Source organism: Ensifer sp. GW101-20A05, assembly GCF_059424735.1.
In genome coordinates this window covers 519,066-542,622 of sequence record NZ_JBWKZT010000004.1, presented here as the reverse complement: position 1 = coordinate 542,622, position 23,557 = coordinate 519,066, and the positions used below count along the sequence as shown (strand labels likewise).

Below are 23,557 nucleotides of genomic sequence, written 5' to 3'. Positions count from 1 at the left end.
CCTGTGCGCCGGATACTGCTGCGAGAGCAGCAGCGGAGCCGAGAAGAAGGCTCTTGATGTTCATTTCTGACCTCCAGTCAAAAGTTTCAAACGGGTCTGGGTATTTTGCTGAAGGACAGCTTTCCCTGCCCCATCCCCAACGTTCAAGAAGTCGGACGATCAACCGCCCTTGCTTCCGGAGTTGAAAATACAAGACCGGATCATCGGCGCAATGTCCAACTAGCGAGATCACGCGCTTTGCATCGCCCTTCGCCGAACCCTGTTGCTGAAACGACACAAAATCGCCGCAGACCCCGGAAGAAAATTAACAAAGCATTAAGAAAAGCCTTTGGTGGCAGGGGCTTAGCATTAGGGAAACAGACGCAGCCTGTTTCAGAAAGAGGCAGAAAGCTGCCCAAAATAGGGGAAAGGATGGCCACAAACGCCGACTCCACCTCGTTGGCAAGCGGCTATAACAGCATTCGCTCCAGGAAATGAGAACCGAACGGACCATTCGCAATCGAAAGATTCATCAGAATCAATGCCGAGATTCGCAAACGAAACGCATCCTTGATTCTGGTCCGGGGAGAATCGTGGCCTGCACCCGCAGGAAGAGAACGTCTATCGACGGACGCGGCCCGCAGAGATCTCGGACGAGAGAGAGAGAGAGAGAGAGAGAGAGAGAGAGAGAGAGAGAGAGAGAGATGCTGAAGCTGAAAACAGAGGGTAAGACAGCAGCCGAGATAGTGAACGCGGTAGGAATAGGCCGTGCGAGCGTCCTTAGGATACTGAAAGAGGCTGCGTAGGGTGAATATGCAGAACGAAACTGGAGGGCTCGCGGCGAGCCTCCATCCGTGAGATGTTGGGATAAGCCGCCGCTGGAGCAGTCAGTTCATCTCTGACTTCCTTCGAGGTCTCTAGGCCGAAGATCAGTCCATCGAATTCCTCTGCACCAAAAGGGCAATCCTCGTAGGGGCCCACCGGAGGACCTTCCTGCCCCCGTAACTAATCGCCATTCACTCTCATACGTCCACTCGATCCGGTATTGATTTAAACTGGAGCAAGACTTCGAAAGGGGCAAACGTGCCTGGGTGCGGATTGGTCAGGCTGGAGGAGTACAGCGAGGACCCACGTCAAAAGGTCGCCTCCCTAACCCGGAAGGGCAGACATCTGGCCGACAGCCTTTATCGTCTTCTGGAATCTTGGTCCAAGGTGTCCCAAAACATTTCTGGGTCACACGACTGGGTCACAGCAGCAACAAGCCCCATCATTAGGGCTGTCCGCAAATCACTGAAAACTTAGAAGAAATTGGGGCCGCCTGAGACCCAAAAGAACAGTGGCGGAGAAGAAGGGATTCGAACCCTCGATACCGTTTCCGGTATACTCCCTTAGCAGGGGAGCGCCTTCGACCACTCGGCCACCTCTCCGTTAGCGCCTGACTAGTGACACTCAGCGGCCAATGCAAGATTTTTTTGTCGGTTTCCGGCAATTCCCCCCATTTTCCGTGTGGGCCTGGCCGGCAGGAAGCAAACGTGTGGGCGTAGCGACAGGCCACTCGTGCAGCCAAGTAGGAGTAGCTGGAAAGTTTCGGCGCTTGCCGTCCCCCGATTCTCACAAGCAATAGAAATGGAAACCCGAGATCCGCGAGTCTTGCCTCTCATGCCCTACGATTTGCGTGCGAGACGCTCGATCGCCTGCTGAGTGGCGGCACCGAAGTCGCCGTCAATCGGTCCACCATAGTAGCCGCGGTCCTTAAGCAGCGCCTGCATTTCCTTGCGGAACGCCGGCGTGAAGTTGTTGGGCTGCGTTCGCAATTCTTCCAGCTTGGCCGGGTCGCCGCCCTCGATGCTGGCTGCGGCCCAGCGAACCGCCTCCTTTGCGTCTGCCTTGGTACCGAGGCCGTAATCATAGAGACGGCTCAGATTGCCCATGGCGTAGGCGCTGCCGGCATTCGCGGCCATCTCGTACCAGGTGCGCGCCTGCACATAGTCCTGCGAGACACCGTTGCCGATATCGTAGAACCAGCCGAGCAATGCCATGGAATAAGAATCGCCCATATTGGCCGCCTTCTCGTACCAGACCTTGGCTTCGCCGTAGTTCTGCTCCGTCCCCAATCCGTTCTGATAGGCCCATCCGAGTGACGACATGGCATTGGTGTCGCCGCTTTCAGCTGCTTTCTTGTACCAGGACAGCGATTGCGCCAGGTCCTTGGGCAGGCCGAGCCCTTCCCGGTAGAACCAACCCATCGTTGCCATGGCGTTGGCATAGCCCTGGCTGGCCGCCTGCTCATACCACCTCGCCGCCTCCGCATAGTCCTGCGCGATGCCGCCGTAGCCCTCGCGATAGAGCCAGCCGAGTGACGCCTGGCCGTAGGCGTTGCCACCTCTCGCCGCCTCCTCGAACATGCGCTTGCCCTGGTCTACGTCGACCGGACCATCGGTCCCATAGACTGAGAACCAGGCCAGATTCGTCAGCGCATACATGTTGCCGCCGTCGGCCGCCTTCCGGTAGTTGCGCCGCGCGTCGACATAATTGCGGCCGGCATCTTGCGCCCGACCCAGCATGTTGACGAGCATCATATCGTCCGGGTTCTCGTTGACGGCCTGGGCGCAGGCGGTCAAAGCCCGCTCGGAATCGAGCTTCAGGAAATTGACCCCGAGGAAGCCCGGCATCGATTGCGGCTCGCCCGCCAGCAGATAGCAATCGCGCGAGGCCTGGGTGTCCTTACCGGTCGGCGAGACGTTGAGACCCTTTTGCGGCTCGAGCGCCGCGATCTGCTGCTCGGCTTCGGCTTTATACTTGCTGTCAGGATAACGCTCAATGAAGCGCGTCAGCGCCGCCGCATCGGTCGACTGTTTCAAGGCTTCCCAGGCAATCTCGTCAGGCGTCACGCTCGACGTCTGCTCGGCTTCGGTCAAAAGCTTCAGCTTCTTTTCGGCGAGCATCTTATAGACCGGGTCCGATCCATGCTTCGCCAGGAAGGCGGTTAGCAGATCCTTGTCGGCGAGGTCGCGGATGTTCTGCCAGTCGGCAGCCGCCTCGGATTGGCTGTTCGGCGACAGTTGTCCGCCGTTGTTGGTGATACTGATGTTCACCTCTTTGATATTGAGGAAGATCTGCGCACCACCGAGCGACCCATAAACGAACGGCTCCTGGCCGCGATTGGTCACCGACACCACCTCGTCCCGCACCTTGCCGAGCGCAATGCGGACATCGACGCCGGGTTCGGTCAGGTATTTGGCGAGTGCGGTGGCGAAGGGGCTGTTCTTGCCCTCCCCATCGAGCGCGACTGTGCCGGCCTTGGAGGCAAATGCGACGAGCAGGTCGGCCGATTCCGGTTCGACCCGCGCCAGCCCGCGCGAAACCGCCCTGGTCGAGATCGAGCGTGTCATGCTCTGCTCAAAGGGATTGTTGCGGCAGGCGTCGAGGATGACGAGCTTGAGCTTGGTGGCGCCTTCGAGCGAACGCTGAACCCGGTCGAGCCCGATGGCCTCGTCCTCGACGTCCTTGTCCGTTTTCAATTGCACGTCGACGGGAAGCAGAAAATTCTCGCCGTTCATCTCCATGCCGTGACCGGAATAATAGACGATCGCGACTTCGGCACCGGTTGCGAGGTCTTCGAACTCGCGCAACGCCTTGACCATGTCCTGGCGACTAACGTCGTGCACCGTCGTGACGGTATCGAAACCGGCCTCCTCGAAGGAGGCCTTCATCAGTTCCACGTCATTGGCAGGGTTGTTGAGCGGTGACGTTGCTTCATATTTCTCGTTGCCGATCAACAGTGCGACGCGCTTGGCAGCCCACGCATCGGACGCCGACACAAACAACGCCATACAAAGAATAGAGAGCGGCAGCCAATGCCGCAAATGCCCCATGAACATGCCCTTCCCTCCGGCACCGACCATCGTTCTTCGCCTTGCCCGGCTTGAATGACGAACGATGCCCTCACCCCTCTGAACCGCGGAATCACCACATCGGGCGTTCCGGTCATGCCGGACCAAAGTATTACGTATGAGGTGGGGGCTTTCAATGTGCGCACGCATCATAATTTATTCCGTGACACGCGCGTGGCCGGCACAAGGTCGAAGCAAGTCGGTGCGCTTAGCTGAAACATGATAGCGGCACGGCTGTCGATTCCATCGACGACGACGTTGCCGGAGGTTGCGAAAGGCTATCGGTCTCGGAGCTTGCCATGTCTATGAAGATGCATGTCGCGGAAGGAAAGCCCGGCCAGCTTGCGACTGCCCATCAGCACTACTTCATCGAGCGGCCCTGCCGCATCCTCGTCATCGGCGAACACCTGAAGGCGAAGACCAAATATCAATGCCTGCTGCGCCATATCTCGATCGCCGGCGCGATGCTCGATTTCAACGCGGCAATCCTGATACCAAAACACTTTTTCCTGGAAATCGAGGGGTTCAAGGAGGAAATCGGCTGTTCGCAGGTCCATCGCGAAGGCGCAGAGCTTGGCGTGCGCTTCAATATGCTGCTTTCGCCGGACTTCCTGCGCCGGCTGATCCGCATGCAATTTTCAAGTGGCGGAATCTGACCTTTCAAAGCAGGCCGTGCGACATTAGATTTTTAGTGATCGATTTCAGGGGATTGCAAGTTTCTCATGCAAAAGTGATTCTAGCATCGGTGGAAATCGCCCACCGATACAATGTGGGACAAATGAATTGTCCGGGGTCAAGGAATGCGGTCAGAAACTGATCGCACCGTCCGACCCGGCACTGGCGGAGAATGACGCATGCAGAACCAGACGATGTACTCCTGCGTCCCGTCGCCTTTCTACGAGCGGCGCTATGAGCGATTCTCCATCGGGCACGCCGGTACGCTGACCGCTGTGCAGCCGGGGCTCGGCAGCGTCTCCGTGCGATCCTGCCGGATGATCGACATTTCGCGTGGCGGCGCGAGCTTTGCCGTCGACACCAACATCGGCCTGCCCCAACACTATTATCTGCATATCGTCGGCACGCCGCTCAGGATCGGTTGCGCCGAAGTCTATCGCAACGGCGAGCGCATCGGTGTCCAGTTCATCAAGCCGATCGAGCAGACCTTGCTGCGCGAGATCATCCGGCAAGAGTTCTTCACCGGGCAGGTCAAGAACGCAAAGCCGCGGCTGTAGAGCACCGGAATTCCTGCAGCTTTTCTCGCGGGGATGATTCCGAATTGCCAAAGCATGCGATAAGTTCCCCGTGACGCTATTCGAACGGGGCCTATTATTCAACATGTCCGCATTTTCTCGCTTCACGCCGCTCATCCAATCCCTGCCGTCAACAATTCCGTTTGTCGGGCCGGAGGCCATCGAACGCCAGAGGGGTCGCCCGATCGCCGCGCGAATCGGAGCCAACGAAAGCGGCTTCGGCCCCGCCGAAAGCGTGATCTCAGCGATCCGGGAAGCAGCCGGCGGAACCTGGAAATACGCCGACCCGGAAAACCACGACCTGAAGCAGGCACTTGCGGCCCGCCTCGGCACCAGCCCGGCCAATATCGCGATCGGTGAAGGCATCGACGGGTTGCTCGGCCAGATCGTCCGCATGGTGATCGAGCCGGGCATGCCGGTCGTCACGTCGCTTGGCGCCTACCCCACGTTCAACTATCACGTCGTCGGCCATGGCGGCCGGTTGGTCACGGTGCCCTATGCCGGCGACCGGGAGGACCTCGACGGCTTGCTTGCGGCCGTGAAGCGGGAAAATGCGCCGCTCGTCTATTTCGCCAATCCCGATAATCCGATGGGAAGCTGGTGGCCGGCAGACCGCATCGTCGAGTTTGCCAGGGCCCTTCCGGAAACAACGCTCTTCATTCTGGACGAAGCCTACTGCGAAACAGCGCCGGCAGATGCGGTGCCGGCGATCAGCGCCCTGATCGATCGCCCGAACGTCGTGCGCACGCGCACTTTCTCGAAAGCCTACGGGCTCGCCGGTTCGCGTATCGGCTATGTGATCGCCACGCCGGGCACCGCCCAGGCATTCGACAAGATCCGCAACCACTTCGGCATGAACCGGATTGGTGTCGCTGCGGCAATCGCCGCGCTTGCGGACCAGGAGTATCTGAAAGAAGTGACGGCTAAGATTGCGGATTCTCGCCAGCGTATCGCTGCGATCGGCACAGAGAACGGCTTGTCGCCGCTCGCCTCGGCCACGAACTTCGTGGCGATCGACTGCGGCCGGGATGCGGTCTTTGCCCGCGCGATCGTCGATACCCTGATGAACGACCATGGCATCTTTATCCGGATGCCGGGAGTGGCGCCCCTTAATCGCTGCATCCGTGTCAGTACCGGACCGGAAGCTGAGATGGCCCTGTTTGAGGCCGCGCTGCCCGAGGTTCTGAAAAAGCTGGCCTGATCCAGCTTTCAGAGTCCGGCTGTTGGGCGGCGCCCCTCTGGGGGGCCGCTCATTTGGTTCAATGAACCGTCATCCATTCGCGAGCGGCGCGCAGAGCTGCGGCGAGATCTGCCTTGCTCATCGTCATCGCCAGATCGGCGCGCAGATCGACTGCACGGTCGCAGCCCTTGATCGCGGCAATGTTCAGCCACTTGTGGGCGGCGACGAGATCGACCGGGCGACCGTGGCCGGTCGCATAGGCCAGACCCATTTCACAGAAGATTTCCGCCTGGTTGTCACCACCCATCGCGGCATCCGAAGCAATCTGCATATCAAAGCGTGCCATTGTCTTGTCCCTGTCTTGCCTGGTTGGTTTTTCCGAAGCGGCCCGCCCGTTTGGGGCGGACCATGCTCCAGATCAGCACTTGTTTTGGTCCCTGTTCGACCTTGCCTCTTTGCGGGCCTTCCGGAGCGCGCCATCTTTTTGCGGCGTCGTCTTCGGTGGTTTTTCGGAGCGTTTTTGTCCGCTCGTCTTATGGCTTCAATATGCAGCAGGGCTTTCAATGCGCGCTTAAAATGCATGCTTAATTTGCGACAAACAAAGTTCAAACGCTTGGTAAACTTGAGCTTTTGTTAAACATCGGAAGTCCGGGAATCCGGCGCATTCGCTTCAAAATTTACGAAAAATTCAACTGCCGATTTCAACCAAACGCTAACCACGAAAAGATCGACGGTGGCAGAGCCGCCAGGATTTCCTAGATTTCGACCTGCTTGAAACGGCCAAGAAAAAGCAGCAAAAGCCGCCGTTTGGCTTGTTTACCTTTACGTGCGCGTAAGCTATCTTGCGCGCGGCAGTGAGGAGACTGCCTTTTTTGCATACGAGGACATCTAAAGCTGCCGGCGGAGCGGACCACGCCGGCAGCCTCGATCTGGAGGACTGGAATGTTACGTACCTTGCTCATGACCGCGACGCTCGCCCTTGGCATTGCCGGGACGGCGGCAGCGGCAGAACCGATCGTCGGCAACTGGAAGACCGCAAGCGGCGCGACCGCGGAGATTGTGCCTTGTGGCGGAGCCTTTTGCGTGACGCTGAAGACCGGCAAGCATGCCGGCAAGCGCATCGGCAACCTCGCCGGTACCGACGGCAGCTATTCGGGCGAAATCACCGATCCGGATACCGACAAGACCTATAGCGGTTCTGGCGCCGTCAACGGCAATTCGCTGAAGATGAAGGGCTGCGTCCTGAAAGTGCTCTGCAAGTCACAGACCTGGACGCGCCTCTAAGCGCGCGATACGGCGGCACGGACACATTGACGAATTGAAAGGGCGGCCATCGGCCGCCCTTTTTGCATGGGCGGTCCATGGACTTAGCGCTGTTACGCGACCATTCGTAGCGCCGCCCCCTTGGCTCCTCCTTGCGCACCCACTGTGATCGCGACCGGTCTCGATCTCCCGATCCGTGCAGCGCGCCTCCCCATGCAACCGAAGATGAACGCCAGATGAACGGACATCTCAGCATCAATTCAGTTTGGGTGTGCGAAAACACACTCAATCGATTTGAACCTGCCTCCAAACAACGGACAGAACCATGGATATCCTTGCTCGGCGCCTCACCATCATCAGCCTTCTGATGGTCGTTTTCGCTGTAACTCTCGCCGCTGCCGTCAGCGCGGACACCGAACGTCGCCGCACCAATACCTATCTCGGTTCGCTGACGGATTGCACCGCGCATACGGCGCAATACTGCCAGGCCAAACTCTAACCCGGGACGAGACGGGCTACGCCCTGCTCCGCCGCCAAGTGAAACCGATCACCGCGTGATCTGATGGAGAAACGAACATGCTGGCCGCTCTTTCGACATCCGCGTTTCTCTCGCTGCGCGTGCTTGCACTGGCCGGCCTGCTGATGGCACCGGTTGGAGCGCTTGCCTACTCCAAGGCCAACGGTGCCGGCATCGGCAAACAGGGCGCGGGCCTCGTCCTCTTCGTCACCCTGCAGCGTCAATCGATGACGTGAGGCGGGTGCCACCCGATCGGATTGCATGAAAGGGGCGCTCGCGCCCCTTTGTTCTTTCCGACTTGCGCTTGGCGTCCTCTCGCACCTGCAGCGTCGTGCTTCTTTTAAGATACGCCAAGGTTGCTGCAGCACTTTGAGTTTCTGCTTGTTTCCCCTAATTGGATACGATTGTGGGATTCGCCACAACAGCCCCTTGTCAGCCCCGATGCCCGCCTATCTCGTCTATACGCTTGCCGCCCTTGCCGAAATCGCCGGCTGCTTTGCCTTCTGGGCGTGGTTGAAGCTCGATAAATCCATCGTCTGGCTTATTCCAGGCATGGCCTCCCTGGCACTTTTCGCCTGGCTCCTCACCTGGATCGACAGCGAAGCTGCGGGCCGCGCCTACGCGGCCTATGGCGGCGTCTACATCGCCGCGTCGCTGCTCTGGCTCTGGCTTGCCGAAGGGGTCAGGCCCGACCGCTGGGATCTGGCCGGCATGACCATCGCCCTTCTCGGCAGCGCGGTCATCCTCGCGGGCCCGCGTTGAACCGATGACCTGAGGCCGCAGCGCGGTTGTGCAAGCCAATATCTTGTCGTTTGCTTGTCAGAAGCCGCAGCCTATAATGCGACATGAACAAGCGAATCTCTTCACACTCCGTCCTTTCCGTCGCAACGCCTGAGCCTTTCGAGCCGCAATACTTCGACGATCCTGCGGCTGCTGTCGATTGCCTCGAGGCGCTCTACGAGCGCAATACCCGGTTCCTCTGCGAAGCGTTCGAGGGCCTGGGCAAGTCCGATGAGCCCCTCACCCGCTATCGTGCCTGCTACCCGCAGGTCAGCATCGAGACGAGCAGCTTCGGACATGTCGATTCCCGCCTGTCCTTTGGCTATGTCAGCGCGCCCGGCGTCTATACGACCACGATCACCCGGCCGAAGCTTTTCCGGCACTATCTGAAGGAACAGCTCGGGCATCTCATACGGAACCACGGCCTCGGCGTCACCGTCTCGGAATCGGCAACCCCGATCCCCTTGCATTTTGCCTTTGGCGAGGGCGCCTATGTGGAGGCGTCGGCGGCAAACACCATCGACATTCCGCTGCGCGATCTGTTCGATGCGCCTGACCTGACGACGACCGACGACGAGATCGCCAACGGCTCCTACGAGCCGGGCCCCGGAGAACCCTCGCCGCTTGCGCCCTTCACGGCTCAGCGCATCGACTATTCGCTGGCGCGCCTCAGCCATTATACCGCGACGAACGCCACGCACTTCCAGAACTTCGTGCTCTTCACGAACTACCAGTTCTATATCGACGAGTTCTGTGCCTGGGCCCGCCAGCAGATGGCCGAAGGCGGTAACGGCTACACGGCCTTCGTCGAGCCCGGCAACATCATCACGCCCGCCGGTGCCGACAAGCCCGAGACCGACTACACGCTCGCACGGCTGCCGCAGATGCCCGCCTATCATTTGAAGAAGAAGGGTCACGGCGGCATCACCATGGTCAATATCGGCGTCGGCCCGTCCAACGCCAAGACGATCACCGACCATATCGCCGTTTTACGCCCGCATGTCTGGCTGATGCTCGGCCACTGCGCCGGTCTTCGCAACAGCCAGCGCCTTGGCGACTACGTGCTCGCGCATGCCTATATGCGCGAGGATCACGTTCTCGACGACGACCTTCCGGTCTGGATCCCCCTGCCGGCGCTCGCCGAAGTGCAAGTGGCACTGCAGGACGCCGTTGCCGAGGTCACCGGCTACCGCGACTACGACCTCAAACAGATCATGCGGACCGGAACCGTCGCAACCATCGACAACCGCAACTGGGAACTTCGCGACCAGCGCGGCCCGGTCAAGCGCCTGTCGCAGGCCCGCGCCATTGCGCTCGATATGGAATCGGCGACGATCGCCGCCAACGGCTTCCGCTTCCGCGTGCCCTATGGAACGCTGCTCTGCGTGTCGGACAAGCCGCTGCATGGCGAGTTGAAGCTGCCGGGCATGGCGACGGCCTTCTACAAGACACAGGTCAGCCAGCACCTGAAGATCGGCATCCTTGCGCTGCAGAAGCTTGCGGCCATGCCGCCGGAGAAGCTGCATTCCCGCAAGCTCAGAAGCTTCTACGAAACCTCGTTCCAGTAACCATTGGAATTGCGCAATTCCGGACGGAAAACTGCTTCACACTTTTCCTGGAATTGCTCAGCGCCGTCTCCCGAGCGCCATCGACAGCATCGTGCCCGCCACCGCGGACACGATGATCAAGAGATGTGCGTTGACGCCGGCCGCCGCGAGTTGTTCCACTCCGGCGCGATCGGCGCCAGCGCCGAAGGACACTGCCCCGGCCGCGATCGCGGCCGGATAGGTGCCGACGCCAGCGGGCGCATGCATCGGCAGCACCGAGGAAAGTTCGCCGCCGAGGGCACCACCGAAACAGGCGGCCAGCGGCGCAACGCCCATGAAGGCCAGCACCCAGGCAAGGACAAGCACCTTGACCGCCCAGTTGAGGATGGTCATGCCCCAGGCGCGCAGGAACGCGACGATATTGGCCGGGACGCCCGCCTCCAATTCGTCGACAATGACATCGAGCTTTGTCGGCAACAGCCGACGCGCCAGCGCAAGCACTTGATCCTTCAGCAGGAAGAAGAGAAGCGGCGAGACGAACGCGGCAAGCCATGCAATCCACAGCGCGGCTGATCCGCGGCCGATGACGAGGCCGACGGCCGCAACGACGAGAAGGGCGTGCAGGTCGAGCAGGCGCATCACCAGAAGAGCGGACGTGCCGCGCGCGAGCGGCACGGAAAACTCCGAGCGCATCAGCAGCGGAAAGCTCGTTTCCCCGGCACGAAACGGCAGCATGATGTTGAGGAGATTATGGACCTGGGTGACGCGAAACAGCGGCAGGAAGCGCCCCGCCGTTTCGTTCGGGAAGTAATCGTAGATGCGATAGCAGCGAATGAAATAGGTTGCGACAAGCAGCACCAGAGCCGAGACGGCGGAACTGAAGCCGATCTCGGACCATTGCCTCAGCAGCGCCGGCCATCCCCAGAACCATTCGACGAAGGCCGCATAGGCCGCAATGGCACCTGCCGAAAGTAATGTCATCCGGTTGCGGGCGAACCAGGATCGCCGATCGGACTCGCAATCCGAAGTCATCAGGTCTCGATTTCCCGTGTTGAAACGCAAGATTGAACGTTGGTTATCACTGATAACTGTGCAAGAAAACGGTTATGTAGCCCAATCCAAATCTTGCGGCATTGTAAGCGCCGCATGTACGAGCTGTTCCTATGTACCCCATCGAACTATCCGTCGTCATTCCCGTGTTCAACGAAGAGGACAGCGTCCAGCCGCTGATCACACGTGTCCGCGATGCGCTGGCGAACTTTCCGTCTCCGTGGGAACTGATCCTCGTTGACGACGGCAGCACCGACCGAACGCTGGCAAATGCAAGAATGGCTCTTTCCGATCCGGGCCTCGATCTCAAGATTGTCGAATTGCAGAAGAACTTCGGGCAAACGGCAGCGATGCAGGCCGGCATCGACGCTGCCGCCGGGCGCCTGATCGCCACGCTTGACGGCGACCTGCAGAACGATCCGGCCGATATTCCCGAAATGGTCAAGGCGATCGAGGAGCGCGAGCTCGACCTGCTGGTCGGCTGGCGAAAGAACCGGCAGGATGGTCTCCTGCTCAGGAAGATCCCGTCCTGGTGCGCCAATCGCCTGATCGGCAAGATCACCGGCGTCAGGCTGCATGACTATGGCTGCAGCCTCAAGGTCTATCGAACCTCGGTCATCAAGCAGGTGAAGCTGATGGGGGAAATGCACCGCTTCATCCCCGCCTGGGTCGCCGGCGTGGTGCCGAGCAGCCGCATCGGCGAGATGCCCGTTACCCATCACGCACGGCAGCACGGCCAATCCAAGTATGGGATCTCCAGAACCTTCCGCGTGATTCTCGATCTGCTGTCGGTGCTCTTCTTCATGCGTTACAAAGCGCGCCCAGGGCACTTCTTCGGATCGATCGGGCTTGCGACCGGCGCGCTCAGCGCGCTGATCCTGGTCTATCTCGGCTTCGACAAGTTCATCCTCGGCAACGACATCGGAACGCGACCGATGCTGATCGTCGGTGTCATGCTGTTCCTTTCGTCCGTTCAGCTCATCACGACAGGCATTCTCGCTGAGATGATGGCGCGAACCTATTTCCGCGACGACGGTACCACCAACTACATCGTGCGGCAGGTCTTCGTCCGGGACCCGGCCGATGCTTGACGTCGTCAATCGTCGGCCAAACACCGTCGTTGCGCTGATCGCCGGTTACTTTCTGCTCTGCATCGGCTTGCGCCTCGCCATTTCCACATCGCTCGAAATCGACGAGTCGGAACAGGCCTTCGTCTCGCAGTTCCTGATGCTCGGCTATGGTTCGCAGCCCCCGTTCTACAATTGGCTGCAATACGGGCTGACCTCGGCCTTTGGGCCGTCGCTTGCGACGATGACGGCGCTGAAGAATGGGCTCCTGTTTCTGTGTTGCCTCTTCTACGGCCTCGCAGCACGCGAGGTCCTCAGCGATCGACGCCTGACCGCGATCGCAACGGTCGGCGTGCTGACCTTTCCGCCGATTTTTCTGCTCGCACAGCGCGACCTTTCGCATACGGTCGCGGCACTGTTTGCCGTATCGCTGTTCCTTTACGCTTTCGTCCGGACGATGACGCGGCCAAGTCTGTTCGCCTACGTCCTGACTGGAGCGGCGGTCGGCATCGGCGTCATCTCGAAGTACAACTTCGCACTCGTCCCAACCGCCGCGATTCTTGCGATCCTGCCCGAGCCGAAGCTTCGCGCCCGGCTCTTCGACTGGCGCATTCTGGTTGCGATCGCCGTCTGCACGCTGATTGCGCTGCCGCACGGCTACTGGATTCTCGAAAATCTCGGCGCCGCCTCGCGCAATACCCTCAATGAAATGGGAACGGCCCAACAGACGAGCTACCTGACGAAGGCGCTCAAAGGGATCGTTGCGCTGATCGCCGCCACGCTTCGCGGCGCCGCACTTCCCCTGATCGTCTTCGCTCTCGTCTTCCGCAAGGACCTGCCGACGATCTGGCGCGCCGAAAACCACTGGACACGCGTCGTCGGGCGCATGTTGCTGCTGTGCCTCGGCGCCGTGCTGCTGATCATGCTCGCCGTCGGCGCCACCCACATGCGCGAGAAATGGCTGGTTCTCTTTCTCGTCCTGCTGCCGCTCTACCTGGCCCTCAAGGTGGAGGCTTCCGGCGTCGACACCACACGCAGCGTTCGCCCCTTCCTGCTGCTCGTCGCCTTCATCATCGTCACCACTTTGGTGGTCGTCTCGGCACGCGCGGTTGTTCGCCCCTGGTTCGGCAAATTGTCGAGGCTCAGCATTCCCTATAGCACCCTTGTCGATACCGTGGTCCGACAGGAGGGAGCCGAGCCGGCGATGGTCATCGCCGCGGACAAGCTGCTTGGTGGCAATGTGCGCACGCGCCTGCACGGTGCCAAGGTCTTCGTCCCCGGCAACAGCAGCAGCTCTCCGATCGAGCATCCGGCCGGACCGCTCCTCGTGGTCTGGAGCGACAACGGCAAGCTCGATGCTCAACCACCTGAAGGGCTTCTCGACATCTTGAAGTCGCTCGGCGTGCCGGAGGCGGCGATGAAGCCGCAGCAACTCGCCCTGCCCTATCTCCACGGCAATCTGCCGGATCGCTATGGCTTCGGCTACTTCTGGATTACCGACCCGTCGCGGTCGGCGCCGACGAGCAACTTGAGTTCGCCCGGGTGAATGCGAAGCGCGACGTCACGGCCCATCGGCAGGAGCTCCCCGTCGATGACGCAGTTGATCTTGCGTTCTACCTTGGGAAAATGCAGATCGAGCGCATGGCCGCTCATGGCGGTAATCAGCGGGCTGTCGCGGAATTTGCCGCGCATCACATCAAAGGCGAGCTTGGCCACGCCCGGCGGGCTCAGGGGCGGCGCCGTGTAGAAGCCGAGATGGCCGGCTGTGACATCGTCGGCATACATCAGCGTATCGCGGCCGAACGGATTGTTCGAGACTGAAACCGCCGAAACATGACGGCTCTCCTTATGGCCGTCGACGTCGAACTCGATCTCGAAATCGGGCGGATTGAGAATCACGCCTACCGCGGCGCGGGTGCTTGCGGCGATTTTGCCTGCCCTCGAACGAAAGCTGAAAGACTCGCGATAGCGCACCATGCGGGCATGCAGGCCCATCGAAAACTGATGTACGAAGGCCCGGCCATCAGCGCTGCCGATGTCACCGTCGATGATCACGCCATTCGCCAGCACCTCCGGAACCTTCCAGATATCGAGCGGCAGCTTCAGCGTGCGGGCAAAAAGGTTCATCGTCCCGGCGGGAACAACGCCGAGCGGCATGCGGTTTTTCCAGGCGACCCCGGCAGCAGCCGAGATCGTGCCGTCACCGCCGCCGGCGATTATCGCATCGAGGTCATCGCGGCGGCATGTGCGCTCCAAGGTCTCGCGCATCTCGCTTCCGGAAACCGTCGCAATTTCGATCTGGTGGCCGGCGGTATGGAAGACCTCCTCGACCTTCCGGCCATAGGCCGCCATATCCGTCGTGCGGAAGGTTCCGCCTTCACGATTGAAGATCGCCTTGATTTTCATGAATGGGTCACTGACTCCGTTGCCGCGGCAAAGCTGCTCACCGCGATCAGATAATCGCGATTGCGGCCAATTCCAGAACCTTGCCGAAACTTAACGGGAATGGAGCGCGTGCCGGTCGGCGCTCGGAGACCGGTAATAGCAACCGTTCAGCGCGGCTCGGGCAACTTCAGTGGCCCGCCGGTCTTGATCGATCGGATCGCGAAGTTCGAACGGATGTCGGTCACACCCGGCAAGGCAAGCAGCGTCTCGGTCAAGAGCGTCTCGTAAGCCGGGAGATCCTCGACGACGACCTCGGCGAGGAAGTCGGCATTGCCCGAGATCAGGAAACAGGACACCACCTCGGGAATGGCGAGCAGCGCCTCCTGCTGCCGCTGCGCATTCTCGCGGCTGTGCCGTCCCACCTTGATCTCCACGAAGACGGTGAGCCCGAGACCGGCTTCCTTGCGGTCGATATCGGCCCGATAGCCACGCAGGATGCCGGATTTCTCCAGATTGCGGATGCGCCGCAGGCAGGGCGACGGCGAAAGATTGACCTTTTCTGCGATCTCGACGTTCGTCGCGCGCGCATCCTCCTGAAGGATCCTGAGGATAGCGAGATCGAATTTATCGAGATTTGGCATGTTCACAAACTTCAGAGGTTACTATTGGCACATTGTTGCTGATGATAGTCTATTTCGGGCATAAATCGCAAGGACATGCCCGGCCTTCCGGGCGTAATCTTCCTTCCAGACCCAAAAGCCCCTCAGATATCCAAATCGGGAAGGAAATTCAAATGGTTGCGCTTACGCTTGCTCGCGGCAATACGTCGCCTGCCACCGCCGGCTATGCCGGTGCCTTCGTGACCGTCCTCATCTGGGCGGGCTGGATTCTCGCAACCCGCCATTCGGCCGGCACCGCACTCAGCACAATCGACCTTGGCCTGATCCGCTACGGCGTACCGGCGCTCCTGCTCGCGCCGCTCTGGCGCAAGACCGGGCTCTTGCCGCGCAAGCTGCCGATCCTGCTCCTCGCCTTGATGGTCGCGGGCTCCGGCGCGGTCTTTTTCCAGGTCTCCGCCTTTGCGATCCACTCGGTTCCCGCCTCCTCCGTCGGCATTCTTCTCGGCGGCTCGATGCCGCTTGCCACCGCCCTGATCGGCATCACGATCTTTGGCGAGCGTCCGGACCGAATGCGGATGGTGGGTTTTGCCGCGATCGTCGCCGGTGTCGCTATCCTGCTGACGCGCAACCTTGCCGTTTCAGTGTCCACAGGGTGGATCGGATACGCGCTGTTGCCCGCAGCGGCCACGCTCTGGGCGATCTACACCCACGCCTTCCGCCGTTCGGGCCTGAGCCCGCTGCAGGGAAGCGCTTTGATTGCGGCCTGGTCGTTCCTGATCCATCTGGCGCTTGCCGCCTGTTTCGGAAGCACGCTTGCCAGCGTTCCGGTCAAGGAGATCGCCCTGCAGATCACCAGCCAGGGCATCCTCTCCGGCCTCATTGCCATGGTCGCCTATGGCTTTGCGGTGAAGAGCCTCGGCGGCACGCAGGCCGCTGCCTTTACGGCGCTGACCCCGGTGCTGGCGATGATCGGCGGCGCGATCCTGCTCGGCGAGCAAATCGGCCCGTTCGAAATGCTGGCCGCAATCGTAACGGCTATCGGCGTGGCGCTTTCGACCGGCATTCTCTCTACCCGTACGTAAAACCGGAACGTCCCCATAGCAAAAAGCCCCGGACGCTTTCCTCCGGGGCCTTCTCTTTTCTTGAGATCGCTCGGCTCAGCCGTGGATGATCTCGCGATGTTTCTGCAGGCGGTGGCCATAGGCCTGGCTGACACGATCGAAGATGATCGCGATGCCGACGATGGCGAGCCCGTTGAAGATGCCGAGCGTGAAATACTGGTTGGCAATCGCCTTCAGCACCGGCTGGCCGAGGCCCTGAACGCCGATCATCGAGGCGATGACCACCATGGCGAGCGCCATCATGATCGTCTGGTTGATGCCCGCCATGATCGTCGGCAGGGCCAGCGGCATCTGCACGTTCTTGAGCTTCTGCCAAGCCGACGAGCCGAATGCATCGGCCGCCTCCAGCACGTCCTTGTCGACAAGGCGGATGCCGAGATTGGTGAGCCGGATCATCGGCGGTATCGCGTAGATGACCACGGCAATCAGTCCTGGAACCTTGCCGATGCCGAGCAGCATCACGACCGGGATCAGATAGACGAAACTCGGCATGGTCTGCATCACGTCGAGGATCGGATTGACGATGTTCTGGACCCGGTCCGACCGGGACATGACGATGCCGAGCGGAATGCCGATGGCGATCGACAAAACGGTACAGACGAAGATCATCGAGATCGTCTTCATCGTGTCGTCCCACATGTCGAAGTAGCCGATGAGCAGCAGCGTACCGATGCAGCCGGCGACGATCTTCCAGTTCCGACTCGCCACCCAAGCGATCAGCGCGATCAGCACCAGGATGATCGGCCAGGGCGTCTTCGTCATGAAGCGCTCCGACTGGATGAGGAAGAACTGCAGCGGTTCGAAGAAACCTTCGATTGCGTCGCCATAGGCGCGCGTGAACGACCGGAACCCCTCGTCGATAGCCTTCTTCAGCGCCCGCAGGCTTTCGTCGTCCATATGCGGAAACTGGGTCAACCAGTCCATTCCAATTCCCCTTCACATCTCACCGGCCGCGATTGTTGTTTTGCTGTTGCCGGGGGGTCAAACAAAGAGGCGGCGCAAGGATCGCGCCGCCCGTGGGTTCAATCGGTCGCAATCAGAGCGCGGCCTTGACCTTTTCGGCGACCTCGGGCGAGACCCACTGAGTCCAGATGTCGGGGTTTTCCTGAAGGAAGTGTTTGGCGCCCTCCTCGCCGCTTGCCTGGTTGTCGGTCATCCAGGCCATCAGCTTGTTGACCGTGTCGTTGGTCCAGGCGCGCTTGTTGAGGTAGTCCATGGCCGGGCCCGCGCGATCGGCAAAAGCCTTTGTCACCAGCGTCTGGACCTTGTCCTTCGGCCAGTCGTTCTTCTTCGGGTCCGGGCAGTCGGCAACCGTGTTGCAGCGTTTCCACTCGGCTGCGTCCGCCGCGACCCCATGCCCGAGCTTGACCATCTCGTATTTGCCGAGAAGGGCCGTCGGCGCCCAGTAGTACCCGACCCAGCCCTGCTTGCGCTCATAGGCCTTGGCGATCGAGCCGTCGAGACCGGCGGCCGATCCGGTGTCGACCAGCGTGAAGCCCGCCGCCTCGCCGCCATAGGCCTTGTAGAGCTGAGTCGTCACTACCGTTCCGCCCCAGCCCTGCGGGCCGTTGAAGACGGCGCCCTTGCTGGCGTCTTCCGGATCCGGGAACAGCTCCTTGTGCTTCAGCACGTCGTCGATCGTCTTGATGTCGGGATTGGCGTCAACGATGTATTTCGGGACCCACCAGCCCTGAACGGCGCCATCGGAGAGTGCGACGGCGGCACCGACGAGCTTGCCTTCTTCGAGGCCGCGATTGACGACGTCGGGCAGAAGATCCACCCAGCCTTCCGGCGCGATATCGGGCTGGCCCTTTTCGATCATCGAGGTGATCGTCGGCACGGTATCGCCAACGACGAGCTCGGCGTTGCAGCCATAGCCTTCCGCCAGGATGATCTTGTCGACGCTCGCCAGCACTTCGGCGCTCTGCCAGTTCATATTGGCAATCGTCACATCGCCGCATTCGGCGGCCGAGGCCGCACCAGCAAGGCCAAGAAGGCCGGCGGCCAGGCACGTCGTTGCAAGAAGCTTCTTCATTTCCGTTCCCTTTGTTCTGGCGGTGCATCCCGTCGCACTGCCGATCTCACCGCGGGGATCGGCAGCGTCACAAGGCTCGGTCCAACTCGAAACAACAGGGACCGAAAGGCCTGCGGATTCGTCGGCTTCGAGCCGATGACACCATGAAAGCTAACGGGGTTTGCCGGCAAGGACTTTCCCAATAGCGGCACGGATTGCCTTTTCGATGATCGGACTACCGCTCGACAGGTGCGCGCGAATACAAAAGAGGCGCCGGAGTTCCCTCCGGCGCCTCGAACAATTTCGTTTCCGCGAACCTCGGAGGTCCTGCGGCCGCCATCCAAAGATCACATATTCGGATAGACCGGGCCTTCGCCGCCCTGTGGCGGCACCCAGTTGATGTTCTGGTTCGGGTCCTTGATGTCGCAGGTCTTGCAGTGCACGCAGTTCTGCGCGTTGATGACGAAGACAGGCTTGCCGTCCTTCTCCACCCATTCGTAGACCCCGGCCGGACAGTAGCGCGTCGACGGGCCGGCAAAGACGTCGAGTTCCGACGTGCGCTGCAGCTCCGGATCCTTGACCTGCAGATGGATCGGCTGGTCTTCCTCGTGGTTGGTGTTCGACAGGAACACCGACGAGAGCCGATCGAAGGTCAAAACACCATCGGGCTTCGGATAGTCGATCTTCTGATGCTGCGCTGCCGGCTCCAGCGACTGCGCATCGGTCTTGCCGTGCTTCAGCGTGCCGAAGAACGAGAAGCCGAACAGCTGGTTGGTCCACATGTCCAAGCCGCCGAGCGCAACGCCGATCGCCGTGCCGAACTTCGACCACAGCGGCTTGACGTTCCTGACCCGCTTCAGGTCCTGGCCGATGGCGCTGTCGCGCCAGCCGCGTTCGATCTCGATCGGCTCGTCATTGGCGCGACCGCTCGCGATCGCCGCCGCCAGCTTCTCGGCCGCGAGAATGCCCGACAGCACCGCATTGTGGCTGCCCTTGATGCGCGGCACGTTGACGAGACCGGCCGAACAGCCGATCAGCGCACCGCCGGGGAAGGACAGCTTCGGCACCGACTGGTAGCCGCCCTCGGTGATCGCACGCGCGCCATAGGAAAGGCGCTTGCCGCCCTCGAAGGTGCCGCGGATCGCCGGATGGGTCTTGAAGCGCTGGAACTCCTCGAACGGGAAGAGATAGGGGTTCTTGTAGTTCAGGTGCACGACGAAGCCGACGGCGACCAGGTTGTCTTCGAGATGGTAGAGGAACGAACCGCCGCCGGTCTTCATGCCGAGCGGCCAGCCGAAGGAATGCTGCACCAGCCCGGGCCGGTGGTTCTCGGGCTTGACCTGCCAGAGCTCTTTCAGGCCGATGCCGAATTTCTGGACGTCGCGATCCCTGGAGAGATCGAATTTCGCAATCAGCTGCTTGGCGAGCGAACCGCGCACGCCCTCGCCGATCAGCGTGTATTTGCCCAAGAGCGCCATGCCGCGGGCGAAGTTCGGTCCCGGTTCGCCATTGCGCTCGATGCCCATGTCGCCGGTGGCAACGCCGATGACCGCACCCTTGTCGTTATAGAGCACTTCGGTTGCGGCAAAGCCCGGATAGATCTCGACACCCAGGGCTTCCGCATGGCTTGCCAGCCAGCGACAGACATTGCCGAGCGAGACGATATAGTTGCCGTGATTGTTCATCAGCGGCGGCATCAGGAAATTCGGCAAGCGGATTGAGCCGGCCGGGCCCAAGAACAGGAAGTGGTCGTCCGTGACCTCGGTCTTGAACGGATGATCCGCCTCGTCGCGCCAGCCCGGCAGCAGCCGGTCGATGCCGATCGGATCGACGACGGCGCCCGAGAGGATATGCGCGCCGACTTCGGCGCCCTTTTCCAAGACGACGACCGAAAGCTCCGGATTGACCTGCTTCAGTCGGATCGCCGCCGCAAGACCGGCAGGCCCCGCCCCGACGATGACAACGTCGAACTCCATGCTCTCGCGTTCGGGCAGATCTTGCTCGGTCATACCGTCTCTCCAGTCTCACCGGTCTTCTGCCGGTTCAGTTCCCAGGACATATCATTCCGTCATGGCAAATGCAGTTTGGCTTGTCGAGCCGGGATGCGACAGACGATGCCCGCTTTTGCGCATGAGGTCATGAGTTTAGGGCAAATGTTTATATGACGTGTACGTAAACGTAAATACATCATTTTGTCGCGTGCCGACGCTATGAGCCATTCGGCCTTGCTTTTGCCGAAGAGCCATGCCACGAGGCCGCCGCACCCTTCCGGCGGTCCGCGCCGGCATATCCCATTCGCAAACGGCACTCGACTCGGCGCCCCTCTGGCGCCCGGACGACGTGTCTTTTGCCGACTTCGGGGCCGGCCGCCTGAACATGCGGAGACGGCCCCACAAAATTACATGTTGCGTTGCGCGCCGCCGGCTTGCTCCGGGCGGCGGAGCGACGCCAGACGCAAGGAGACCACCATATGGCCAAGGCACTGGGCTTCGACTTCGGCACCACCAATTCCGTGCTTGCTGTTGCCGCCGGCGACACCACCCACTCGATGCAGTTCGACAGTCTCGCCGGAACGACAGACGCCATGCGCACCGCGCTTTCCTTCATGAAGGACGCCAACCTTGGCGCCCAGGCACTGAAGGTCGAAGCCGGCCAGGCGGCGATCCGCGCCTTCATCGACAATCCGGGCGACTGTCGTTTCCTGCAATCGATCAAAACCTTTGCCGCAAGCCCCCTCTTCCAGGGCACGCAGGTCTTTGCCAAGCGCCACAGCTTCGAGGATCTGATGCGGGTGTTCCTGAACAAGCTGCGCGACTATGCCGGCGACAGCTGGACGGATCAGTATAGCCGCATCGTCGTCGGCCGACCGGTGCATTTCGCCGGCTCCAGCCCTGATCCGGCGCTCGCGCTTGAACGCTATGGCGCAGCCCTCTCGGAATTCGGCTTCCCGGAGGTGCACTACGTCTACGAGCCGGTGGCGGCGGCCTTCTACTTCGCGCAGAACCTGAAGCAGGATGCAACGGTCCTGGTCGCCGATTTCGGCGGCGGCACCACCGACTATTCGCTGATCCGCTTCGAAACCAAGGCAGGGCGGCTCACCGCAACTCCGATCGGTCATTCGGGTGTGGGCATTGCCGGCGACCATTTCGACTTCCGCATCATCGACAACGTCGTCTCGCCGCTGATTGGAAAGGGGAGTCTCTTCAAGAGCTTCGACAAGCTGCTTGAAGTGCCGTCCAACTACTATGCGAATTTCGGCCGCTGGAATCAGCTGTCGATCTTCAAGACGTTGAAAGATTTCACAGATCTGAAAAAGCTCGTGCGCCAGAGCCTTGAGCCGGAAAAGCTCGAGGCCTTCGTCGACCTGATCGAGCATGACGAGGGCTATCCGCTCTACAACGCGATCTCGGCAACGAAGATGCGGCTGTCGCTAGAAGACGAGACCGAGTTTTATTTCGCCCCGCTCGGCGAAATGTCGCGCCGCACCGTTCGCCGCAGCGACTTCGAAGGCTGGATCGCGCCGGAGCTGGCCCGCATCGAGGGCGCACTCGACGACGTGCTGCAGTCGACCGCGACGGCGCCCGGGTCGATCGACAAGGTGTTCTTGACCGGCGGCACGTCTTTCGTTCCGGCGGTGCGCGGCATCTTCGAGCGGCGCTTCGAGGCCGACCGCATCGAAAGCGGCGGCGAACTGCTGTCGATCGCTCACGGTCTGGCGCTGATCGGCGAGCACGAGGACATCGCCCACTGGACGGCCAATGCGGCGTAAGCCGAGGCCTGCGCGCCTGATGTGCATGACCTTGGATAGGCATGCCGGGGGCCGGAAAAGCGGTTCCGGTCCGACGGCTTATGGGTTAGGTTGGCGGCCATGATTTCCGCCCACGATCTCTCTCCGGCGCAGCTTGCCGCCCTCCTCGCCTTCCATGCGGATGCGGGCGTCGAATGGCTGCTGGAAGAGGAGCCGGTCGACCGCTTCGCCGAGTTCGAGGCAATGAAGGCGGCGCGCGGCAACGCGCGCGCGCCGGCGGCCAACGACCGTGGGGAGACACCCGCTTCGCAACCGGCTGCACGCCAGACAGCGGCAGCGGCTGCCCCCGCTTCCGCTCCATCCCGCGAAAGCCGCGCACCCGCTCCGGCCGCGAGCGCCCCTGCCGTCGCCATTCCCGATGCGCAGGCGATCGAAGAGGCGCGCTTTGCCGCCGAATCAGCCCGATCGCTCGCCGAGCTCAGGGTTGCGATGGAGGGCTTTGCCGGCTGCAATCTCAGGAACAGCGCCCGCAACCTCGTCTTTGCCGAGGGCGACCCGGCGAGCGGCATCATGATCGTCGGCCCGATGCCCTATGCCGACTGCGATCGCGACGGCCAGCCCTTCGCAGGCCGGCTCGGCGAGATGCTGACCCGCATGCTCGCCGGCATCGGCTTGGCGCGCGAAAGCGTACTGCTCAGCAACGTCGTGCCCTGGCGCCCGCCGGGCAACCGCGTGCCGACGGCGCGCGAAGCCGACATCTGCCGTCCCTTCATCGAACGGCAAATCGCCCTTGCCGAGCCCAAACATCTGCTTTTGCTCGGCAATTTCACCGCCCGCTTCTTCTTCGGCGGCAACGACACGATCCACCAGCTTCGTGGCGAATGGCGGGAGCTTTCGATCGGCGGCATCACGGTGCCGACGCTCGCAACGTTGCACCCGCAGGATCTGATGACGGCGCCAGTCAACAAGCGCTTCGCCTGGCAGGACCTGCTTGCCTTCAAGGCCCGGGTCCAAGGCTGATTCTCGCCGAATTACGGTGCGCCCATGCGGCGCCAACCTGCCTGCCCGCTTTATGAACAAAGAATGAAGAAAGCCATGCGGTTTGCGCATATCAGCGGCGCATTATGACGCATTGCAAAATGA

Annotated in this window: 21 protein-coding genes, 1 tRNA gene and 1 pseudogene; 13 read left to right on the top strand and 10 right to left on the bottom strand. The window is 61.1% G+C overall.

Annotated elements, in window-relative coordinates; translation table 11 throughout:
- The 3 genes and pseudogenes from AC070A_RS14505 to AC070A_RS14495 all read right to left on the bottom strand — a co-directional run.
- A pseudogene (locus AC070A_RS14505) lies at window positions 1-277 on the bottom strand (hypothetical protein); the annotation flags it as partial.
- Between the two features lie 1,039 nt (window positions 278-1,316).
- Window positions 1,317-1,406 (bottom strand) — tRNA-Ser (locus AC070A_RS14500).
- Between the two features lie 237 nt (window positions 1,407-1,643).
- Window positions 1,644-3,884, bottom strand: a complete 2,241-nt coding sequence (locus AC070A_RS14495; RefSeq protein WP_158539365.1) for a caspase family protein — start codon at window positions 3,882-3,884, stop codon at window positions 1,644-1,646.
- Window positions 3,885-4,171: 287 nt separating this feature from the next.
- Here AC070A_RS14495 and AC070A_RS14490 point away from each other — a divergent pair, with 287 nt between their 5' ends.
- From AC070A_RS14490 to AC070A_RS14480, 3 genes are all read left to right on the top strand, one after another.
- On the top strand, window positions 4,172-4,528 hold the full coding sequence (locus AC070A_RS14490; protein ID WP_058320515.1) for a hypothetical protein: 357 nt from the start codon (window positions 4,172-4,174) through the stop codon (window positions 4,526-4,528).
- Between the two features lie 198 nt (window positions 4,529-4,726).
- On the top strand, window positions 4,727-5,104 hold the full coding sequence (locus AC070A_RS14485; protein ID WP_058320279.1) for a PilZ domain-containing protein: 378 nt from the start codon (window positions 4,727-4,729) through the stop codon (window positions 5,102-5,104).
- 103 nt (window positions 5,105-5,207) lie between these two features.
- The gene (locus tag AC070A_RS14480; protein ID WP_058320280.1) at window positions 5,208-6,323 is read left to right on the top strand and encodes a pyridoxal phosphate-dependent aminotransferase; all 1,116 of its coding nucleotides are present in this window, start codon (window positions 5,208-5,210) and stop codon (window positions 6,321-6,323) included.
- Between the two features lie 58 nt (window positions 6,324-6,381).
- Here AC070A_RS14480 and AC070A_RS14475 read toward each other — a convergent pair whose 3' ends face one another.
- On the bottom strand, window positions 6,382-6,648 hold the full coding sequence (locus tag AC070A_RS14475) for a sel1 repeat family protein (protein ID WP_057252835.1): 267 nt from the start codon (window positions 6,646-6,648) through the stop codon (window positions 6,382-6,384).
- A 596-nt stretch (window positions 6,649-7,244) separates the two neighbouring features.
- Between AC070A_RS14475 and AC070A_RS14470 the strand changes: the two genes are divergently transcribed.
- The 5 genes from AC070A_RS14470 to AC070A_RS14450 all read left to right on the top strand — a co-directional run bounded on the left by AC070A_RS14470 (window position 7,245) and on the right by AC070A_RS14450 (window position 10,430).
- Entirely contained in the window at window positions 7,245-7,586 is a 342-nt protein-coding gene (locus tag AC070A_RS14470) for a DUF2147 domain-containing protein (RefSeq protein ID WP_057252837.1), read from the top strand.
- 304 nt (window positions 7,587-7,890) lie between these two features.
- Window positions 7,891-8,064, top strand: coding sequence for a hypothetical protein (locus AC070A_RS14465; protein ID WP_093232134.1), 174 nt, complete (start codon window positions 7,891-7,893; stop codon window positions 8,062-8,064).
- Window positions 8,065-8,141: 77 nt separating this feature from the next.
- Window positions 8,142-8,318 (top strand): hypothetical protein, encoded by a 177-nt coding sequence (locus AC070A_RS14460; RefSeq protein ID WP_162261310.1) that lies wholly within the window; start codon window positions 8,142-8,144, stop codon window positions 8,316-8,318.
- A 205-nt stretch (window positions 8,319-8,523) separates the two neighbouring features.
- The gene (locus AC070A_RS14455) at window positions 8,524-8,844 is read left to right on the top strand and encodes a YnfA family protein (RefSeq protein ID WP_057252839.1); all 321 of its coding nucleotides are present in this window, start codon (window positions 8,524-8,526) and stop codon (window positions 8,842-8,844) included.
- An 83-nt stretch (window positions 8,845-8,927) separates the two neighbouring features.
- Window positions 8,928-10,430: an AMP nucleosidase gene (locus tag AC070A_RS14450; protein ID WP_057252842.1), complete on the top strand. Its 1,503-nt coding sequence runs from the start codon at window positions 8,928-8,930 to the stop codon at window positions 10,428-10,430.
- Window positions 10,431-10,487: 57 nt separating this feature from the next.
- Here the strand turns inward: AC070A_RS14450 and AC070A_RS14445 are convergent, their stop codons facing one another.
- Complete coding sequence (locus tag AC070A_RS14445) at window positions 10,488-11,441, bottom strand: lysylphosphatidylglycerol synthase domain-containing protein (RefSeq protein ID WP_113737606.1); 954 nt, start codon at window positions 11,439-11,441, stop codon at window positions 10,488-10,490.
- 131 nt (window positions 11,442-11,572) lie between these two features.
- Between AC070A_RS14445 and AC070A_RS14440 the strand changes: the two genes are divergently transcribed.
- Entirely contained in the window at window positions 11,573-12,550 is a 978-nt protein-coding gene (locus AC070A_RS14440; RefSeq protein WP_058320283.1) for a glycosyltransferase family 2 protein, read from the top strand.
- Complete coding sequence (locus AC070A_RS14435) at window positions 12,543-14,072, top strand: ArnT family glycosyltransferase (protein WP_113737607.1); 1,530 nt, start codon at window positions 12,543-12,545, stop codon at window positions 14,070-14,072. The genes AC070A_RS14440 and AC070A_RS14435 overlap by 8 nt, the downstream gene beginning before the upstream one ends.
- On the opposite strand, the gene AC070A_RS14430 is transcribed toward AC070A_RS14435, so the two are convergent.
- Together AC070A_RS14430 and AC070A_RS14425 are read right to left on the bottom strand one after the other, a co-directional pair.
- On the bottom strand, window positions 14,009-14,932 hold the full coding sequence (locus AC070A_RS14430) for a diacylglycerol/lipid kinase family protein (RefSeq protein ID WP_058320284.1): 924 nt from the start codon (window positions 14,930-14,932) through the stop codon (window positions 14,009-14,011). The genes AC070A_RS14435 and AC070A_RS14430 overlap by 64 nt on opposite strands.
- 146 nt (window positions 14,933-15,078) lie before the next feature.
- Window positions 15,079-15,552 carry an Lrp/AsnC family transcriptional regulator gene (locus AC070A_RS14425; protein WP_058320285.1) on the bottom strand — a complete coding sequence of 158 codons (474 nt, stop codon included), beginning with the start codon at window positions 15,550-15,552 and terminating at the stop codon, window positions 15,079-15,081.
- Window positions 15,553-15,704: 152 nt separating this feature from the next.
- Here AC070A_RS14425 and AC070A_RS14420 point away from each other — a divergent pair, with 152 nt between their 5' ends.
- The gene (locus AC070A_RS14420) at window positions 15,705-16,613 is read left to right on the top strand and encodes a DMT family transporter (protein WP_113737608.1); all 909 of its coding nucleotides are present in this window, start codon (window positions 15,705-15,707) and stop codon (window positions 16,611-16,613) included.
- 75 nt (window positions 16,614-16,688) lie between these two features.
- Here the strand turns inward: AC070A_RS14420 and AC070A_RS14415 are convergent, their stop codons facing one another.
- The 3 genes from AC070A_RS14415 to AC070A_RS14405 form a co-directional block, all read right to left on the bottom strand.
- A complete protein-coding gene (locus tag AC070A_RS14415; RefSeq protein WP_057252855.1) occupies window positions 16,689-17,576 on the bottom strand; it encodes an ABC transporter permease in 888 nt (295 codons plus the stop codon).
- Window positions 17,577-17,688: 112 nt separating this feature from the next.
- Entirely contained in the window at window positions 17,689-18,687 is a 999-nt protein-coding gene (locus AC070A_RS14410; protein ID WP_058320287.1) for an ABC transporter substrate-binding protein, read from the bottom strand.
- A 326-nt stretch (window positions 18,688-19,013) separates the two neighbouring features.
- The gene (locus AC070A_RS14405) at window positions 19,014-20,675 is read right to left on the bottom strand and encodes an electron transfer flavoprotein-ubiquinone oxidoreductase (RefSeq protein WP_218372956.1); all 1,662 of its coding nucleotides are present in this window, start codon (window positions 20,673-20,675) and stop codon (window positions 19,014-19,016) included.
- A 461-nt stretch (window positions 20,676-21,136) separates the two neighbouring features.
- Here AC070A_RS14405 and AC070A_RS14400 point away from each other — a divergent pair, with 461 nt between their 5' ends.
- Complete coding sequence (locus AC070A_RS14400) at window positions 21,137-22,435, top strand: Hsp70 family protein (protein WP_113736848.1); 1,299 nt, start codon at window positions 21,137-21,139, stop codon at window positions 22,433-22,435.
- A 99-nt stretch (window positions 22,436-22,534) separates the two neighbouring features.
- Complete coding sequence (locus tag AC070A_RS14395; RefSeq protein ID WP_058320516.1) at window positions 22,535-23,434, top strand: uracil-DNA glycosylase; 900 nt, start codon at window positions 22,535-22,537, stop codon at window positions 23,432-23,434.
- The last annotated feature ends 123 nt before the right edge of the window (window positions 23,435-23,557 follow it).